We start from the raw sequence: 17,611 nt of genomic DNA on the forward strand, positions 1-17,611 counted from the left end.
TTTAAAATCAGCAATACAGATTATTGCTGATACTCTTTCCTTCTAAAGTCGGTGATGGTCTTGCCGTCATAACGATACACTCCGTTCATAGAGCCAAACCATATACTGCCATCGTTAGCTTCCAAAATTCCACAAAGCATTTTATTTAACGACATTATCTCGGTTACAGCGGGGTTTTTATTGTACAGAGACTTTTGATCATAACGGGAAAGTGTCCAGTCCCCAACCCCATTAGGATTTACTGGACCAGTAGTCCAGATGTTTCCTTTTTTATCTTCGATGATGGCAGAAGCACTCCTTTTCGTTACCTTAGTAAAGCTATTGCCGTCATACCGCCAAAGACTATTAGAAATCACCAACGTATCGCCTTTTTTATCTTCGATTATCGACGCACCGAACCAAATATTACCTTTTCTATCTTCTATTATCGACCAAACATTGTAAAATGCCTTACCATCTTTATTTCTGAAAACAGTAAATGCTTTTCCATCATAAAAACAAGCATCGCCACCTGTGCCAAGCCATAATTTCCCAGTTCTGTCTTCAAGGATAGTATGAATGCCATTATTAGAAAGTCCATCTTTCGTTGTAAAATTTTGAAATGATTTCCCATCGTAACGGCTTGCTCCACCTCCGGTGCCGAACCAAATATTACCGGCTCTATCTTCATAAATAGATAAGACCCCATTATTGACAAGTCCCTCTCTAGTTGTAAAATGTTGAAAGGATTCCCGCTTGGGATTGTAATGATAAACACCTGAATCAGAAGTAGCGACCCAAAGGTTTCCATGTCGATCTTCCAGAACATTCCAGTATCTGCGCGAACCTATTTTACTTGCGAGATTAGTGAATGATTTTCCATCATATCGAAAAACACCAGCAAATGATGCAGCAATCAGAATAGTGCCATTTCGGTCTTGTTTTACATTACGAACCATTCTGTTAGGCCCGTAGGTAGTGACTGTGTCTTTGATGTCGTAATTGATATTATCTTTATGTGGTTCATTTTGCTTTTGTCCACAAGAGGCGTAAAAAACAGAGATTAACATCAAAGCGTATATGTGTATGTATTTCATAATTTATTTGTTTTAATATTGGTGACAGCGGCACGGTTCTAATAGCAGTCAATGCGGCTCCCTTATTTCATTTTTTAGTAAACACTAAGATTTTTTTTATTTTCATATCCCATCAAAATTGGTTCAGCGAATCTACTTGGATATTTTTCGGATTGAGAGATTTGGATTGTAAATAAAAATGTAAACTTTGTAAATAAAAAAATGACACTATGCTTGATAGCCGACATCTCCTGTCTTGGAAAGGCAAGTACCTCTTTGGATTGATACTGCTTTTGTTTACTTCTGCAATCTGCCTTGCTTTCAATATGACTGATAGTGACGACTTTGCTATCGCAAGAAGGGAAATTTTGCTCCGCAGAATCGGACATGAACTACTTTTACAGTCGGGCGACAGTACGTCAAGGGTGCTTCCGATAAAAAAGATTGCAGAAAATGAATATCAAATCAGCTTTGAAAATGATCTAACTTTCCAAACGGACTCCTTGGTAAATACTACCCAGCGTTTGTTAGCTAAAGACCCGCTCGCAGATGATTATGTTGTCAAAGTTCTGAACAGTAGTAACTCCAGTGTAGCCTATGGATATGCTATATCCAAAAATAAAAAAGATGACATTGTAGCTTGTAGAGGAAGAAAGCAACCCAGAGCAAGTTACATGATCAACATTAAATTTAAATCGTCGAGCATAAATACAGTTAAGAATGAATTTCTGCTAGGCGGTTTGCCCTTTTTAGCACTTGTTGGTTTTATTTTTTTGAAATCTGCTAAGCCTCGGAGAACATTTCCTGACGGTCAGAATACTGACATGTTAACTTTAGGTTCGGTGTTGTTCGATGCTAAGAATCGTAAGCTTATGATAAATGGAAAGACAATAGACCTTACCGGAACAGAAACCCGTGTATTGCTCATTTTTGCATTGTCTCCCAACGAGACTATAGAGAGAAGCCGACTGCAAAAAGAGATATGGGAAGATGAAGGTGTTATTGTGGGGCGTAGTCTGGATATGTTTATATCAAAACTTAGAAAAAAATTGGAATTTGACCCAGAGGTTAAAATTCTTAATATCCGTGGCAAAGGATATAAGCTTAACATCAGCTCTTAGGATGTGTTGGGGGAATTTTAGACTTACTAGCTATTAATGGAAGTGATTTAGGAGTAGGAATAGTAGGGTTAGTCGCAAAATTGCTACTAATACAACGTGAAGAAGACTTTTTCGTACTGGATACATTTATATCTATAAAAGTAATTTAGGAATACCTTTTCCGTGGTCTTTAACAGACAGACCACGGAAAAGGATGACTTTATTATTCACAAAAAGACCAACTATTTAATGTTTTTCTTATTAAGAAAATAATAATAACCACGTATAGACACTACTCCAACCAAAAAAAGAATAACATATACCCAACTCAGTTGATTTAGGATTGTATCGGCTTTAGAATTATTAAAATACAGTCCCAAAGAAATTCTTAAAAATACACAAATAGCAAACCCCCAAAGTAAATACTTCATATAGACCTTCATAATAATTATATAGTTTAAGTATTTTTAATACTGAGTGAATATTTCTCTCATCCGTGTTCTGTGTGCTACAGCCTATAGAAGAGAAGTAGCCAAAAGTACGAATTGGTTTATTTATATTTATTCTTTACTTTTAAGAAAAACCGTAAATGTGTATATATTTACAAGTTAACTATTATTGTATTAAGACCAAATCATAAAAATAAAAACACTGATATAATAAAAAATGATGGACAAAGTATTTACTATCAAAGGCCACAAAATTTCTGCTTTGATAATTGACGAAGATTCTCTAAAATTTTCAAGTCAAAATCACGACACCTACTCTACATTTCAAGAAGCTTGGAATAAAGCACTTTCTTTTGCAACAAAAGTTGAAATCAAATATGATGCTATAAAATCAATTAAAAAAGAAGAGAATGAAGATGATATCTTGATAAAGTATAAGACTTTAGGTGGAATTCCTATAGATTGTGAATTCAGCTTTATAAACAAAGAAGATTACGATGTTTTCTTTAGCTATTTTATAAAAAACCAATATTATCAGAAAACAAATGAAGCTTTAACGCCTTTTCGTGCTATCAGGAATTATTTAATAGGACTTGTAGCAACAATAGCTTATACAATTTTTTCATATTATGAAGCAATCGCAATAGAAAATGGAACAATAGAAGAAGCTAACTCTAATAAGGCAAAAGTTTTTAACTATGTTGTTGGGCTTCTTGGCGACAAGGGAGTAATCGCTGTTGGATTGAGTATGGCTATATTTTTTATTTACAAGATTTGGACACGATACAAAAACCCACCCAATCAAATCTGTCTTGTTCCACCAAATATATAAATAGCCCACGGAGAAAGAAAACAATAAAACATCTTTCTTAAAACATAATGCAAACCACAGAAACAACCTATTTATTTAGACCTGTCAATCAAGCTGAATTAGATAAAATCGCTAGTTCCGACTGGACAAAGTTTCCCCCTAGACTACCCGAGCAACCCATTTTTTACCCTGTAATGAATGAAGAATACGCTATTCAGATTGCAAGAGAATGGAATGTACCTGCTTATGGTGTTGGTTACGTGACAAAATTTGCTGTAAATACCAATTATCTTAAAAAGTTTAAAGTAGAAAATGTGGGTGCTGAAATCCACAATGAACTTTGGGTAGATGCTGATGAGCTAGAAGAGTTTAACAACAACATCGTTGGAAAAATTGAAGTGACAAAGGAGTTTAGATGAAAATTAGTAGTATCAAAAGAGAAATATATGACGACAAATAAAATTGCAGTCTTCGACTGCAAAGATATAACGCATTTGTGACTCAAATTTGGATTATGACTTTTTCTGATTTTAGTTTCAAAATGAAAATCAGAAAAAGTCCAATTGGGGAAGGTTATTTATCAAAATAGGTGTAGCAATCTACTATAAAAATATTATTGTAATACTAGTCAATTTTAAGTTTCTTATTTACAACGCTCTAGCTTCTCTAATAACTACCCGTTGCCTTGCTTGTAGTTGCAGCCGACATAGAAGGGCTATCGGTCACGTTTGTTGTCAGCGTGAATGACTTTGCCCCTGTTTTGATAAGCGTTCCATTAATGCTGGCAGATAACGCTCCTGCTTCTTTTACTGCTAATACGTAAATATCACCACAAGAGGTACTGGTACTCCAGCCATTAGTAATCGTAAAGCTACCCGAACTACTAGTGGGCATGTTGTAAACAATGAAGTTGTTAACCTTATTCGTCGATACAATCATTACATCAGTCGAGCCTGAACAAAATGAGGAAGCATTAGCATAACAACCTCCAGAATATTTAGTGCTACCAAAACTAAATTCACCACTAGCAGGGGTTGCATCTTCTTTCTTACAACCACCCACAATTAAGCAGACTATTGCTATTACAATGAGAGATTTTAGTAATGATGTTTTCATTGTATCAGTCCTAAGAACTTTATTTTATAATACTAAACGTCAATCCTCCAATAATGCCCGGGTCTCCCTTTCCTACTTGAACTTCAGCAAAAGCTCCAAAACCCTTCGTAAAATTTAAGCGACCGCCAACACGACCAAATCCACCAAAATCTCCAGAGGTAACCATCTCGTCTAAAGCATCAGAACTTACCGCAGTATAAGTATACGCAACAGCTGCACCAATATACAAAGCACCTTTGGTTTTATCTAGTTTCAATGCCTGATTCAAGTAATATGCTCCTCCAACCAATGCTCCAATTGAAACAACTTTACTGCTGAAAGTACCAATTACTGTTTCCACTTTTGAGTTATCATACATCAATGTTACACCTGTCGTAAGAGCAATGTTAGGTGCAACAAATATGTCGGTCATTGTTACAATGGTAGGAATGGTAGTTTTACCGATATTATTCAGTGCTACCCCAACATAAGTTATTCTATCAGGAAAGGTAGCGTATCCTTTCGGTTTATTTTTTTCTTTAGGCATAAAAGTATATGGGGAATCATTTACAGACTCGGTATTACTAACGTTATTCACCGTGGTAGGTACCTTAGTACTTTCAGTACTGCTATTAGTAATAAACTCTCTTTTACCATTTTGATAATTTATCATGAACACCTGCGATTTGGCGATATTATATATTGGTCCCGTCAGGTTATCCCAATCATGATATTTAATAAAATCACTCGTTATTTCAACAACCTTCGCCTTAAGTTCAGATTTATCATTCTTGATGATAATATCTTGTGCGAATAGAAATGAGGGAGAAATAGCGAATAAGAGCATTAAAAATAATTTGTTCTTACGCAATTTTAACTCCGATAATTGACAACCTGAATGTAGGAAGAAGTGTTTCATAGAATAAAGCAGCTATTGTTATTAGTAAAGTAAATGGCTTAATATAACAAACTTAAAAAATTAGAAAGTGCAAGACAATACCTAGCACTAGGTATTTTTTGACTGCCTTCTTCAATATTCAAAGATGATTTTTATTAGTTCGATGCAGTGCTAAGCCAAATAATATTTTGTTCTCCCTTCTGATATGGCTTAAAACAATAAAAGTACTTCCAGAAGAAGTTAATAGGTTATTAAACCTAACGTCCCGTAAAAGTGCCAATAATTAGCGCGCTATTAAGCTCAATAAATGGTCGCTATTTTATTAGTGAATTAAACCCAACCTTCCTGTAATGCTTTACACACCAATTCGATGGGCGTTGTAACATCAGCTTTTCTCAAGATATTTTTGCGATGTACGTTTACAGTATGATGGCTTATAAAAAGCTCACTGGCAATTTCTTTACTGCTTTTATTCTCTACAATCATTTTTAAAATCACACGTTCTCTTCGCGTAAAAAGGTCATGAGATAAGGTAAGCGTGTTCGTTTCAGTGATGTTGTAATATGATGGTTCACCGTCAAGTCCTATGATGGAAAATGAAGGTATGCCGTCCTGTTTTATGTGTGAAATGTCTGTGTCTACATCCAAAGTACGGTAGTAATTGGTTTCGTCAAAATCTATTTGTACTGCTTGGTGTAGTATTCGTACATAACGGTTATCCTTTGTACGCATCCTTAAATCGTATTGCATTTTATATTTTGGAATTTTCTCAAACGGTAAGGTCTTAAAAAATTCTGTAATCCGCTGCTCAAATTGTATAAAGTAAGGTTTGTCGTCTGGATGTATTATTTCCAAGAACAAATGAATATCCATTTCTTCGGGCATATAGCCCAATAGATTGGTAACTCCAGTGCTTACATAGTCAAAATCTGCCTGAAAAATATTGAATACATAATAATAATAAGTACCTGGCTGAAAGAGATTAAGGAGTTGCTTGTGTAACTCTAGCTGTAATTTTAATTCAAGAGGGTATTCGGGGGCATCTTTTACTACTGTACCCCATATTTTTTTGGCTCGGACGTAAAGTTGTGAATGCTGGTTTGACATAATAAAATAAAAATAAATAGCGATTACTAAATTAAACTTTTCAAGAAACAAAGCAATGCTATGAACCAAATATTTTTTGGTTTACAACATCTATTTTTCTAAAGAATTCCCTTACATTGCTAAGCCCAAAATGTCAGCAGAGTTCCTAAACGACTTTGTAGCTATCAAAATTTATACATTCAATACAGCATCTTTGTAATACTTCCCTTTATATTCCAATGGAGACATACCTGTAATTTTCCGAAAGACTTCCCGAAATGCTTTTACATCTGAGTAGCCAACTTCATACATTACTTCATTGATTGTCTTACGGTTGGTTTCAAATGATTTTTTTGCGGTTTCAATTTTCACTCTTTGCGAATATTCAATAGGGGTATTACCTGTTGCTTTAATAAACCTTCGATCAAAATTTCTTCTACTAACATTATACTTGGTAGATAAATCTTCAATAGTGATTTTTTCGGCGATATTCTTTTCAATGTATTCCTGTGCTTGAAGAACCACTTCGTCATCATGTTTTTTTTGCCCTGTAAAAATAGCAAATTCAGACTGCGTATTTCTGTCCATTTCTATCTGAAACACTTTTGAACAATAAATAGCCGTTTGCCTGTCGTAATATTTTTCAATCAGGTATAGCATTAAATTAAGAAATGAATACGCTCCGCCATTGGTATAAATGCCGTTCTCGTCGGTAATTAATTTATCAATTTGCAAACTAACTTTTGGAAACATCATTCTAAAGTTTTCAGTAACCGACCAATGTGTAGAACAACTTCTCCCATTAAGCATTCCTGATGCTGCAAGCATAAACGCTCCAGTACAAATAGTGGCAATTTCCGCTCCGTTTTTATATTGTTTTTCTAGCCACTCTATCAACAACTCGTTGTCTTTCAACGCAAGTTTATAATTATGATTTAAGGAAGGTATAATGATAAGGTTTGTTTTTTCAATAGCCGAAATATTCAGATGTGGTTTTACCGTAAATAATCCGCCATTAAACTCTACTTTTTCAGCAATTCCAGCTAGTTGAATGATAAACAATTCTTTCTTGAGGTTTTCTTTCCAATAGTTATTTGCCTTATTAAATATTTCATACGCACCAGAAATACTACTAAGGTTATTTTCGCCATTAGGAACGATAATAGTGAGATGTTTCATTGCTTTTTTGAGTAAAAGTAATAATTTCAATTGTCCAAATCAACCCATTATAAAGTCTATTTAACACCTCCTTAAAGTAAATATTAGACAATATATTTGTATTATCTCAATATTAAAGAAAGAAACATGAAAGCATCTAATTTTACAACAACTATCTTAGTTGATAATACAGCGGAAGAAGTTTACAAAGCCATTAACAATGTTCGTGGTTGGTGGAGTGAAGAGATTAAAGGCACTACAGACAAACTTTACAGCGAATGGAACTATCATTATCAAGATGTACATCGTTGCAAGATGCTAACGATAGAACTTATTCCCAACAAAAAAGTAATTTGGCAAGTACTGGACAACTATTTTAGTTTCACCCAAAACAAAGACGAATGGAAAGGCAATACATTGGTTTTTGAAATAACCGAAAAAGATGGAAAAACACAATTACAATTCACTCAAGTAGGCTTAGTACCCGATTATGAGTGTTATGATATTTGTGAAAATGCTTGGAACACTTATATCCAAAAAAGTTTGTATAGCCTTATTACAACAGGTACTGGACAGCCTAACAGCAAAGAAAATCCACAAACTGAAGACGAAAAGAAAATGGCGACTTCAAACTATACCACTACCTTTTTTGTAAATCAAACTCCAGAGGAAGTATTTAGTGCGATCAATAATGTTCGTGGCTGGTGGCAAGGAGAAATTGAAGGTAGCACCAATCAACTGGATGATGAGTTTGATTATCGGATGAAAGAACATCATTTTTCAAAACAGAAAATAGTAGCATTTATTCCCAACGAAAAAATTGTTTGGCTAGTAACCGATAGCAAATTGAATTCTTTTACCGACAAATCAGAATGGACAGGTACCAAAATAATTATTGAGATTAATGAAATAAACAACAAAACACAAGTACGTTTTACACACGTTGGTTTAGTACCAACAATCGAGTGTTATGGTGCTTGTTCAGTGGCTTGGGAACAGCTAATTCAAGCAAGTTTATTCAGCTTGATAACTACAGGAAAAGGGACAAACGTTTTTGGATAATAAAGGCTATCTTGTTTAGAAAAGCACTTTTCGTTGATATAGGTATAAAAAGAGTAATGTTTGAGAAAGGTACTACATTGTATTTATCTCCAATGTTGAAGCACCTTCTGTCAATTTTTGTTTGGCAAACGCAAATTCCATTTCAATCCATTCAAACTCAAGCTTTCCATCTTTTTCATCAAAAGAATAATTAGCTTCTACTTCAAAAAAAGTAGGCGTATGAATTAATTCAATTTTATCTGAAACTTTTGTTATCGCTCCCATATCATATTTCAATTAGCTGTATAAAATTAATATCAATTTTGATTACCCTAAATTTAGCATTATATAGATATAATAAAGTGTTGAGGTTAGTAGAACAGAAATAATATTTCATAGATGAATACATACTTTTGAGATGAAATCTAGATAAATTCCCTTATTTTTATAAGAATCAAATTTCATCAAAATCCCTCATCATGAACAAACTATACATTGCCTTTATTGCCTTACTTTTTTCTATTCATTCCCTTTTTGCACAGGATATTCCTAAAATTTTAGCGTTAAAAGATAGAGCCGTTTTGCAAGACCAATTGTTGGAAGAACGTTTTAAAACCTTGTTGCCTTCATTAATGCGAAAACAAGGTATTGATATGTGGTTAATCATTGCTCGTGAATATAATGAAGACCCTATTATTAAAACGATGTTGCCATCTACTTGGCTGAATGCTCGCCGAAGAACGATTTTGTTAATTTACGATAAAGGTGAAAAAGAAGGCTTGGAATGTTTGGCTGTTGCTCGCTATAATGTAGGGACAATTTTTAAATCTGCTTGGAAACCCGATGAAGAACCTAATCAATGGAAACGTCTTTCTGCATTGATTGAAGAGCGAAATCCTAAGAAAATTGCGATTGATGTTTCAGAGCAATATGCACATTCTGATGGTTTATCACACTCTGAACATGAGGGTTTGGTACAAAGTCTATCCAAGAAAAGTCAAGAGAAACTAATCTCTAGTGAAAAATTGGCTGTTGGCTGGTTAGAAAGTAGAACGCCTCGTGAGATAGCACTTTACGAAACCCTCGACCGTATTACACATCAAATTATTGCAGAGGCATTCTCTGAGAAAGTAATTGTTCCGGGTGTAACTACTACTGAAGATGTAGTTTGGTATCTCCGTGAAAGAGTAGCCGAATTAAAACTAGATACTTGGTTTCATCCAACGGTGGATGTTCAGCGACCCGACCCTGACAAAACTAATTGGCCTTACGACCGTCGCCCAGCAGAGGATGTAATACTGCCAGGTGATTTATTGCATTGTGATTTTGGCATAACTTATCTTCGGTTGAATACTGATGTTCAAGAATTAGCTTATGTATTACGTCCTGAAGAGGTAGAACTTCCAGAATATTTAAGAAAGGCTTTGGTAGCGGGAAATCATTTACAGGATATCATGACGGGCTTCTTTAAAGTGGGCATGACAGGCAATCAAATTTTAGCATTATCCCTCCGCAAAGCAGAACAAGATGGTCTGGTGGCTCAAATATATTCTCATCCAGTAGGCTATCACGGTCATGCAGCAGGCACAACCATTGGTATGTGGGATATGCAAGGGGGCGTGCCGGGTAATGGTGAATATCCTTTGAATGAAAACACAGCTTATGCTATAGAGTTAAATGCGAAAGTGAAAATTCCAGAATGGGGAAATAAAGAAGTAAGAGTAATGCTAGAGGAACAAGGGATTTTTATCAATGGAAAGGTACATTACATCGACGGACGACAAAAGCAGATTCTGACAATTCCTCGAAGAGATAAAATTCAACACTTAGGACAATAGATTATTTAGTGATTTAGTGAGTTGTGATTGAGTGATTATTTTTAATTGTTAGTTAGCGAGTTGCGAGTTAGTGATTGTGTGAATGGTGAGTTAGTGAGTTGTGATTTAGTGATTATTTTCAATTGTTAGTTAGTGAGTTTCGAGTTAGTGATTATTTTCTATTGATTAGTTAGGACGTTAGTAATTGCTCTTAAAAATAGATAGCTAAGCTTTAACCGAAAGCTGACATCCGACATCTGAAAGCCAAAGTCCGAAAGCTGACATCCGACATCTGAAAGCTAAAAGCCGAAGTCCAAAAGCAAAAAAAGCCTACAGCTTACGGCCTAAAGCATATAGCAGCATAAAAACCAAAACTGTCTGATTACCGACATCTACCATTTCCACAATATGCGTAAGTTTGTGATATGAATAAAATACAATTACCCCTTTGGCTCATTAAACTTACGAATTTTGAATATTGGACATGGTGGATGTTTTATATTCCACTACTCCCTTATTGGCTTTATCAAGCTACTCGTACTCGCTCACTTACTTTTTTTACCAATGCCGACCCTTGTATTGACTATGGGGGTTTCTTTGGTGAAAGCAAAATTGAGATTCTTAACCAAATTCCTGCGAAATTTCTGCCAACTTATTTCTTTGTATCAAAAGGGACTCCATTAACCAGTATCCAACAACAATTGATAGCGAATCAGCTTGAGTTTCCCATCATTTGCAAGCCAAATGTAGGAGAAAGAGGCTCGCAAGTGGAAAAAATTGCTGATGTTATATCACTTGAAAAATACCTGCAATCTGTTCAAGAAGATTTCATTATTCAAGAATTTATCACTTTTGATATTGAATTAGGAGTGCTCTATTATCGTTATCCCAACCAACCTAAAGGTCAAGTAAGCTCTATTACCCGAAAAGAATTTCTTTCAGTAACAGGAGATGGTAAATCTAGCATTGAAGAATTGATGCAAGCAAATACACGTGCCAGATTTCAATTAGAAAATATGCGTATACGTTTGGGCGAAAAAATAAAAGAGGTAATTCCAGCAGGACAAAAGCGTTTATTAGAACCAATTGGTAATCATTGTAGGGGTACTAAATTCTTAGATAACAACTTCTTGGTTAATGAAAAAATCAACAAAGTTTTTGATAAAATCGCCTTACCTATTGATGGTTTTCATTATGGTCGTTTTGATATGAAAGTAAAATCCATTGAAGACTTATACGAAGGTAAAAATATCAAAATTATGGAGTTAAATGGTGTCAGTTCAGAACCTGGACATATCTATGACCCCAGTAATACAGTTTGGAATGCCTACCGTGATTTAGCCAAGCACTGGAAAATTATCGCAGATATTTCTATTCAACAGCAAGCTAATGGAATTATGCCTGTTCCAACTAAAATTATTTGGCAAGTAGCTCGCAAGCATTTTGGATGAATAGGTATTTATATTATATCACTTTTAATAAAATTTAAAGCCTCAATCCCCACCTCCTCCGCAACCACTACAGCCAGAAGCTGCGCATCCAGAACAACCACTACTACAACCACTATCGCTACTATGCCCATGATGGCTATCAAAACTAGATGAAGTAGAACAACCACTTCCAATATCATTATCTTTTTGTGGAGGTTCCTTTTTATCCCAATTTTTATTAGTTATAGCTTTTATAACAACGTCAAGTAAGCCTACAATAATTACAATGCCTGTAATTATTAGCATAAAAATACTACCTGATGCTTGAACAAATAAACCTAAAATACAAAATGTAATGACTAATACTGTTATTCGAATGATTGGAAGTGTAGGTTTCTCTATAATCCAAAACTTTTTCAGGTTAACTCTTTGGAAATCGACATCTGAAAATCGGGTATGATTATCCTGCCAAATATCTTCTGGTGGTATTGCCCCAAATATTTCAAAATACAATTGATGGGAATGCGTATAAAAATCATTGAATTTCAAAGCTTCTTTCTCACCTCCTTTTGTAGGATTATGATGAATTTCCTTCTCTAGGGTATTTCTACAAAAATCAACCCAATAAGATTTAGTGAATGTAAGATGCAAATGCCAGACTTGGTCAACAGAATCTGAAGGCGTTACGCCTGTATCAGTAATACAACACAGAAAGATAAACTTTTTATACTCTTCAATCACACGAAGTGAATAAGTTTTTGTCCAACCATTTTCACGGGCAACACGATCAGAGAACTTAAATACAACGGAGTTATCATCAAGTGAGAAATTTCTGATTTTTTGCCATAATTCAGCTTGTTGTGTCGTCATTTTGTAGAAGGTTTATTTCAGTTTAATTAACATAGGTAATTGTTCTTTTAACAGTTTGATATTTTTTTCTTTTCTGGCCTTCTAAAACAAATTCTTTCTTTTTTACCCAATTATTCCTTTTGTCATAATCATATTCTATTTCAAATTGTACTACTTCTTTTGAATTGTAACTTAGTTTTTGCTTATACGCTGTCTTATCTCCTTTTTCATTCAGTATAATATCCTGCATATTTTTCAAAAAATTTATTGAATAGATACCATTATTGAATAAAACGCCTTTATCATTATAGATACTTATATTGACTTCATTATTTTCAAAGTCATAAACAGCTTTTTCTATACCAATGATTGTTTCATTAGCATTCACATTTTTAAGAGAAACAGGAAGTTTTTTTTCATTATTTACTACTAAACAATAGCTTTTTAATTCATCATTACCATCGTAAATCAGTATTTTTATCAAACCCGTGTCATTATAAACATATTTGTTTTTATGGCTCATATATCCAAGTTTTGTCCAAAACTCAAAGAAAATTGTATCTAACTTATCATCATTATAAAAGTATGACTGTTTTATATTAAGAAGGTTAGTTGTAACATCGTAGTTTTCCCTAACCTGTAATATTCCTTTAAGATAAATATATTTGTCTTTTGAGTACCAGCCACCAGCATTTGAATCCTCAATCTTAGTTTCTGATATTTCAGCGATTAAAGTATCAACTTTATTTCTTTCTGTGTACAAAATAGAGGTTATACTTTGAGAAAATAATGCAGTTGATAAACTGAGTAAGATTAATAGTAGAAGGTATCTCATAATACGTAATATAAAAGTTTATTATAGTAGTTATAAATAATTGAGTTTATGTGATTTTTCGGAAGTAATAAAACTATTCTTTATTCCAGATTTTAATTTATTAAATGAATTTGACAATTCAATATGAAGACCTATAAAATTTAATTTTCAATCATCCCAAAACAACTATTTCCCTTTTCTAAACGCCTACATTCTATTAATCTTCAATATTTATATTAGCCCAATTAAACAGATATTTTGTTTTACCTTTGTGGCATGGAAACCAATCAGACAACACAACAAATTCTTCAAAACTTGGGGATTGAAGCTTTGAATCCGATGCAAGAAGCGGCTCAAAAAGCTATCCTTGAAGACAGTAATGTACTTTTAATATCACCTACAGGTTCTGGAAAAACCATTGGTTTTTTGATGCCTATTTTGCAATTATTAAAGCCTGATGTTCCTTCTGTACAGTGTTTAATCCTTACTCCATCGCGTGAATTAGCTTTACAAATCGAACAGGTTTGGAAGAAAATGTCAACGGGCTATAAAGTAAATGTTTGCTATGGCGGACATGATGTTGGTACTGAAATTAAAAATTTAAGTAATCCGCCAGCAGTATTAATCGGTACTCCTGGGCGAATTGCCGACCATATAACACGTAGGTCTTTTAACTTAGACTGTATCAAAACGTTAGTATTAGATGAATTTGATAAATCGTTAGACCTTGGCTTTCATGAGCAAATGTCTTTTATCATTGGTGGTTTACGAAAACTCAATAAAAGAGTATTGGTATCGGCTACTAAAGGCATCAAAATTCCTGAGTTTACAGGTGTTTCTTCTCCTACTTTATTGAATTTTATCCCAGAGGATAAAGTAGCCGAGGGCTTAGTAATGAAAGTGGTTATTTCAGAACAAAAAGATAAAATTGATGCATTATTCAATCTGCTTTGCTCAATTAATTCTGAATCTGCCTTGATTTTTTTAAATCATCGGGATGCCGCTGAACGTACTTGTGAGCTACTACAAGATATGGGTATCTATGCGACTTTTTATCATGGCGGGATGGACCAAGACGACCGTGAGCGTGCTTTGATTCAATTTAGAAATGGTAGTGTTCGTTATTTAGTTACGACCGACTTAGCGGCTAGAGGCTTGGATATTCCTGAGATGAAACACGTAATTCATTATCATCTGCCCTTACAGGCTCATGAGTTTATTCATAGAAACGGAAGAACGGCACGTATGAATGCGGAAGGTACGGCCTATTTAATTTTCTCTCGTAATGAACATCGTCCGAGCTATGTAGATGATTCTTTAGAGGAATTAGAAGTACCAGAAAATAACCCTCTACCCCAAGCTCCTGAGTTTCTCACAATTTATATTAGTGGAGGCAAGAAGAACAAACTAAACAAGGTTGACATCGTCGGGTTTTTCTCTCAAAAAGGCAAATTAGAAAAAGGTGATTTAGGGCTCATCGAAGTAAAAGATTTTACTTCTTTTGCTGCCGTGAAAAAAGAAAAAGTAAAAGAATTACTACAAACCATTCGTGATGAAAAGATGAAAGGTAAGAAGTATAAAATTGAAGTGGCTAGATAATATTGATGGATTTATAGACTTTAGGATCGTAGGACTTTAAGAAAAAATTTCCTGTCTCAGTTAATCTTTATAATCAAATATTTTGAAATCAGTGACTTGTGCTTTTAGTCTTAAAGTCCCTAAGTCTTTTAGTCATTTTTCAAAAACTATTCAACATTGAACACGCAAAAAGTTTTTTTAATAACCCCTCCTTTTACGCAACTGAATACCCCGTATCCAGCTACTGCGTATATAAAAGGTTTTTTGAATACTAAACATATTATTTCTAATCAAGCTGATTTAGGAATTGAAGTAATATTAAGCCTTTTTTCTAAAGAAGGGTTATTGAATCTGTTTGCCCAAATTGAAAGTCAAGCACTACCATTATCAGACAATGCTCAACGTATTATAGCCCTTAAAGACCACTATATTCATACAATTGATGCTGTTATCCTTTTTTTACAAGGAAAGAATCCTACTTTATCTCATTTAATTTGCCAAGAAGATTTTTTGCCCGAAGCCAGTCGCTTTGCTCAATTAGAAGAACTAGATTGGGCTTTTGGAACGATGGGAACACAAGATAAAGCCAAGCATTTTGCTACACTTTACCTTGAAGATATTTCTGATATTATTGTTGAATGCGTTGATACACATTTTGGCTTTAGCCGTTATGCCGAACGGTTAGGTCGCTCGGCCAACAGTTTTGATGAACTGTATGAAGCATTATCGCAAGAGTACACCTATATAGATGAATTACTCATCAAGATTTTGGCGACTAGAATGGTTGATTTCAATCCTAACTTGGTAGCAATTACAGTCCCTTTTCCGGGTAATTTATACAGTGCTTTTCGTTGTGGGCAATGGATTAAGAAACATTTTCCCTCTGTAAAAATTGCCATGGGTGGAGGTTTCCCGAATACAGAATTACGTTCGCTTTCTGATAAAAGGGTATTTGAGTTTTTTGATTTTATTACCTTAGACGACGGTGAAGCCCCTTTGGATAATTTAATAGAACACTTAGAAGGCAAGCGAAAACAAGAAGATTTAAAAAGGACTTTTACTTTAGTAGATGGTGAAGTAAAATACATTAATAATAGCCATACGCATGATTACAAACAGTCGGCTGTGGGTACGCCAGACTATGCTGATTTACCTTTAGATAAATATATTTCTGTCATAGAAATTGTAAATCCTATGCACCGAATGTGGAGTGATGGCAGATGGAATAAACTTACGATGGCGCATGGTTGCTATTGGGGTAAATGTACTTTCTGCGATATTTCGCTAGATTATATCAAACTTTATGAACCCATCTCTGCCAAAATACTCTGTGATAGAATGGAGGAGATGATGGCTCAGACTGGGCAGAATGGCTTTCATTTTGTCGATGAAGCCGCCCCTCCTGCCCTAATGCGTTCTTTGGCTTTAGAGATTATCAGGCGAAAACTAACCGTTACTTGGTGGACAAATATACGTTTTGAAAAAAGTTTTACAGCCGATTTATGTCTATTGTTAAAAGCATCTGGTTGTATAGCCGTTTCAGGTGGTTTAGAAGTAGCCTCTGATAGATTACTAGCATTGATTCAAAAGGGTGTGACAGTAGCCCAAGTTGCCAGAGTAACCCGTAACTTTACTGAAGCAGGCATTATGGTGCATTCATATTTGATGTACGGATTCCCTACTCAGACGGCACAAGAAACCATTGACTCGCTAGAAATGGTACGCCAGATGTTTGAATTGGGCATTTTACAATCTGGCTTTTGGCATCAATTCGCGATGACGGCTCATAGCCCTGTCGGAATGTATCCAGAACAATTCAAGGTTCAGAAAGAGAGTGCTAAAATTGGTAGTTTTGCCAATAACGATATTTTTCATATTGACCCTACTGGTACAGACCACAGCCTATTTAGCGAAGGATTGAAAAAATCTCTGTTCAATTTTATGCATGGTATTGGTTTTGACTTAAACCTTAGTCAGTGGTTTGATTTTAAAATACCTAAAACAAAAATCCCCAAAAATTATATTGAGCAAGCCGTCAATCAAGAGGAGGATGTTTCTTTAAAACCTAGTAGTAAAATTGTTTGGTTAAGCACAAAACCAACGGTCAAGTATATTACCAAAAATCAAAAAGGTAGGCTCTTGAATCTAGCTAGTCTGTCTTTTCATGATAAAAAGGAAAGCTTTAATATTGCTGTGGAACAAAAGCAAGGTGAATGGCTGGTTGAAATACTTCAATTGATTTCAGCATCAAGTTCAAAAGTTTATACGTTTCAAGAAGTAAAAACACATTACGAAACGTATGGACTAGAAGATTTTGAATTGTTTTGGTTCAATAAGCCTGTCAATAATCTCCAAAATTTTGGATTATTAACTTTATAATCGTTTTCTTAAAACACTGAATACTTTTCAAAACATTGAAGGTTTTTAATT

General features: G+C 34.6%; 16 protein-coding genes. 8 read left to right on the plus strand and 8 right to left on the minus strand.

The genetic code is table 11. The features are described 5' to 3' along the window. Nucleotides 1–20: 20 nt before the first annotated feature. The gene (locus tag VB264_RS06705; protein WP_323247853.1) at nucleotides 21–1,076 is read right to left on the minus strand and encodes a ligand-binding sensor domain-containing protein; all 1,056 of its coding nucleotides are present in this window, start codon (nucleotides 1,074–1,076) and stop codon (nucleotides 21–23) included. A gap of 305 nt (nucleotides 1,077–1,381) precedes the next feature. Here VB264_RS06705 and VB264_RS06710 point away from each other — a divergent pair, with 305 nt between their 5' ends. From VB264_RS06710 to VB264_RS06720, 3 genes are all read left to right on the plus strand, one after another. Next, nucleotides 1,382–2,176, plus strand: coding sequence for a winged helix-turn-helix domain-containing protein (locus VB264_RS06710; protein WP_323247854.1), 795 nt, complete (start codon nucleotides 1,382–1,384; stop codon nucleotides 2,174–2,176). Between the two features lie 645 nt (nucleotides 2,177–2,821). Next, nucleotides 2,822–3,436, plus strand: coding sequence for a hypothetical protein (locus VB264_RS06715; RefSeq protein WP_323247856.1), 615 nt, complete (start codon nucleotides 2,822–2,824; stop codon nucleotides 3,434–3,436). 47 nt (nucleotides 3,437–3,483) lie between these two features. Beyond that, nucleotides 3,484–3,834 (plus strand): hypothetical protein, encoded by a 351-nt coding sequence (locus VB264_RS06720; protein ID WP_323247858.1) that lies wholly within the window; start codon nucleotides 3,484–3,486, stop codon nucleotides 3,832–3,834. Nucleotides 3,835–4,081: 247 nt separating this feature from the next. Here VB264_RS06720 and VB264_RS06725 read toward each other — a convergent pair whose 3' ends face one another. From VB264_RS06725 to VB264_RS06740, 4 genes are all read right to left on the minus strand, one after another. Beyond that, entirely contained in the window at nucleotides 4,082–4,531 is a 450-nt protein-coding gene (locus VB264_RS06725) for a hypothetical protein (protein WP_323247860.1), read from the minus strand. A 19-nt stretch (nucleotides 4,532–4,550) separates the two neighbouring features. Further along, on the minus strand, nucleotides 4,551–5,357 hold the full coding sequence (locus VB264_RS06730) for a hypothetical protein (protein ID WP_323247862.1): 807 nt from the start codon (nucleotides 5,355–5,357) through the stop codon (nucleotides 4,551–4,553). Between the two features lie 381 nt (nucleotides 5,358–5,738). After that, a complete protein-coding gene (locus VB264_RS06735; RefSeq protein ID WP_323247864.1) occupies nucleotides 5,739–6,515 on the minus strand; it encodes a LuxR C-terminal-related transcriptional regulator in 777 nt (258 codons plus the stop codon). Between the two features lie 171 nt (nucleotides 6,516–6,686). Beyond that, entirely contained in the window at nucleotides 6,687–7,673 is a 987-nt protein-coding gene (locus VB264_RS06740) for a GlxA family transcriptional regulator (protein WP_323247866.1), read from the minus strand. Between the two features lie 126 nt (nucleotides 7,674–7,799). On the opposite strand from VB264_RS06740, the gene VB264_RS06745 reads away from it, so the two are divergent. Next, nucleotides 7,800–8,714, plus strand: coding sequence for an SRPBCC family protein (locus tag VB264_RS06745; RefSeq protein WP_323247868.1), 915 nt, complete (start codon nucleotides 7,800–7,802; stop codon nucleotides 8,712–8,714). A 72-nt stretch (nucleotides 8,715–8,786) separates the two neighbouring features. Here VB264_RS06745 and VB264_RS06750 read toward each other — a convergent pair whose 3' ends face one another. Then, the gene (locus VB264_RS06750; protein WP_323247870.1) at nucleotides 8,787–8,978 is read right to left on the minus strand and encodes a hypothetical protein; all 192 of its coding nucleotides are present in this window, start codon (nucleotides 8,976–8,978) and stop codon (nucleotides 8,787–8,789) included. Between the two features lie 194 nt (nucleotides 8,979–9,172). Between VB264_RS06750 and VB264_RS06755 the strand changes: the two genes are divergently transcribed. Together VB264_RS06755 and VB264_RS06760 are read left to right on the plus strand one after the other, a co-directional pair. Then, nucleotides 9,173–10,531 carry a M24 family metallopeptidase gene (locus tag VB264_RS06755; protein ID WP_323247872.1) on the plus strand — a complete coding sequence of 453 codons (1,359 nt, stop codon included), beginning with the start codon at nucleotides 9,173–9,175 and terminating at the stop codon, nucleotides 10,529–10,531. 404 nt (nucleotides 10,532–10,935) lie between these two features. Continuing rightward, nucleotides 10,936–11,961 carry an ATP-grasp domain-containing protein gene (locus tag VB264_RS06760; protein WP_323247874.1) on the plus strand — a complete coding sequence of 342 codons (1,026 nt, stop codon included), beginning with the start codon at nucleotides 10,936–10,938 and terminating at the stop codon, nucleotides 11,959–11,961. Between the two features lie 42 nt (nucleotides 11,962–12,003). On the opposite strand, the gene VB264_RS06765 is transcribed toward VB264_RS06760, so the two are convergent. Together VB264_RS06765 and VB264_RS06770 are read right to left on the minus strand one after the other, a co-directional pair. Continuing rightward, nucleotides 12,004–12,810: a glycine-rich domain-containing protein gene (locus tag VB264_RS06765; RefSeq protein WP_323247876.1), complete on the minus strand. Its 807-nt coding sequence runs from the start codon at nucleotides 12,808–12,810 to the stop codon at nucleotides 12,004–12,006. A 22-nt stretch (nucleotides 12,811–12,832) separates the two neighbouring features. Continuing rightward, nucleotides 12,833–13,624 (minus strand): hypothetical protein, encoded by a 792-nt coding sequence (locus VB264_RS06770; protein ID WP_323247878.1) that lies wholly within the window; start codon nucleotides 13,622–13,624, stop codon nucleotides 12,833–12,835. Between the two features lie 255 nt (nucleotides 13,625–13,879). On the opposite strand from VB264_RS06770, the gene VB264_RS06775 reads away from it, so the two are divergent. Both VB264_RS06775 and VB264_RS06780 read left to right on the plus strand, forming a co-directional pair. Next, nucleotides 13,880–15,202, plus strand: a complete 1,323-nt coding sequence (locus tag VB264_RS06775) for a DEAD/DEAH box helicase (protein WP_323247880.1) — start codon at nucleotides 13,880–13,882, stop codon at nucleotides 15,200–15,202. Between the two features lie 156 nt (nucleotides 15,203–15,358). Then, on the plus strand, nucleotides 15,359–17,560 hold the full coding sequence (locus VB264_RS06780; RefSeq protein ID WP_323247882.1) for a B12-binding domain-containing radical SAM protein: 2,202 nt from the start codon (nucleotides 15,359–15,361) through the stop codon (nucleotides 17,558–17,560). The last annotated feature ends 51 nt before the right edge of the window (nucleotides 17,561–17,611 follow it).

The organism is Arcicella aquatica (genome assembly GCF_034928825.1).
Lineage (GTDB): Bacteria > Bacteroidota > Bacteroidia > Cytophagales > Spirosomataceae > Arcicella > Arcicella aquatica.

What these genes read in the sequence shown, in the direction of transcription:
- VB264_RS06770 (WP_323247878.1), bottom strand. Translation starts at nt 13,624, where the DNA reads ATGAGATACCTTCTACTATTAATCTTACTCAGTTTATCAACTGCATTA.
- VB264_RS06715 (WP_323247856.1), top strand. Translation starts at nt 2,822, where the DNA reads ATGATGGACAAAGTATTTACTATCAAAGGCCACAAAATTTCTGCTTTG.
- VB264_RS06710 (WP_323247854.1), top strand. Translation starts at nt 1,382, where the DNA reads ATGACTGATAGTGACGACTTTGCTATCGCAAGAAGGGAAATTTTGCTC.
- VB264_RS06750 (WP_323247870.1), bottom strand. Translation starts at nt 8,978, where the DNA reads ATGGGAGCGATAACAAAAGTTTCAGATAAAATTGAATTAATTCATACG.
- VB264_RS06720 (WP_323247858.1), top strand. Translation starts at nt 3,484, where the DNA reads ATGCAAACCACAGAAACAACCTATTTATTTAGACCTGTCAATCAAGCT.
- VB264_RS06725 (WP_323247860.1), bottom strand. Translation starts at nt 4,531, where the DNA reads ATGAAAACATCATTACTAAAATCTCTCATTGTAATAGCAATAGTCTGC.
- VB264_RS06765 (WP_323247876.1), bottom strand. Translation starts at nt 12,810, where the DNA reads ATGACGACACAACAAGCTGAATTATGGCAAAAAATCAGAAATTTCTCA.
- VB264_RS06745 (WP_323247868.1), top strand. Translation starts at nt 7,800, where the DNA reads ATGAAAGCATCTAATTTTACAACAACTATCTTAGTTGATAATACAGCG.
- VB264_RS06730 (WP_323247862.1), bottom strand. Translation starts at nt 5,357, where the DNA reads ATGCTCTTATTCGCTATTTCTCCCTCATTTCTATTCGCACAAGATATT.
- VB264_RS06755 (WP_323247872.1), top strand. Translation starts at nt 9,173, where the DNA reads ATGAACAAACTATACATTGCCTTTATTGCCTTACTTTTTTCTATTCAT.
- VB264_RS06735 (WP_323247864.1), bottom strand. Translation starts at nt 6,515, where the DNA reads ATGTCAAACCAGCATTCACAACTTTACGTCCGAGCCAAAAAAATATGG.
- VB264_RS06740 (WP_323247866.1), bottom strand. Translation starts at nt 7,673, where the DNA reads ATGAAACATCTCACTATTATCGTTCCTAATGGCGAAAATAACCTTAGT.
- VB264_RS06775 (WP_323247880.1), top strand. Translation starts at nt 13,880, where the DNA reads ATGGAAACCAATCAGACAACACAACAAATTCTTCAAAACTTGGGGATT.
- VB264_RS06760 (WP_323247874.1), top strand. Translation starts at nt 10,936, where the DNA reads ATGAATAAAATACAATTACCCCTTTGGCTCATTAAACTTACGAATTTT.
- VB264_RS06705 (WP_323247853.1), bottom strand. Translation starts at nt 1,076, where the DNA reads ATGAAATACATACACATATACGCTTTGATGTTAATCTCTGTTTTTTAC.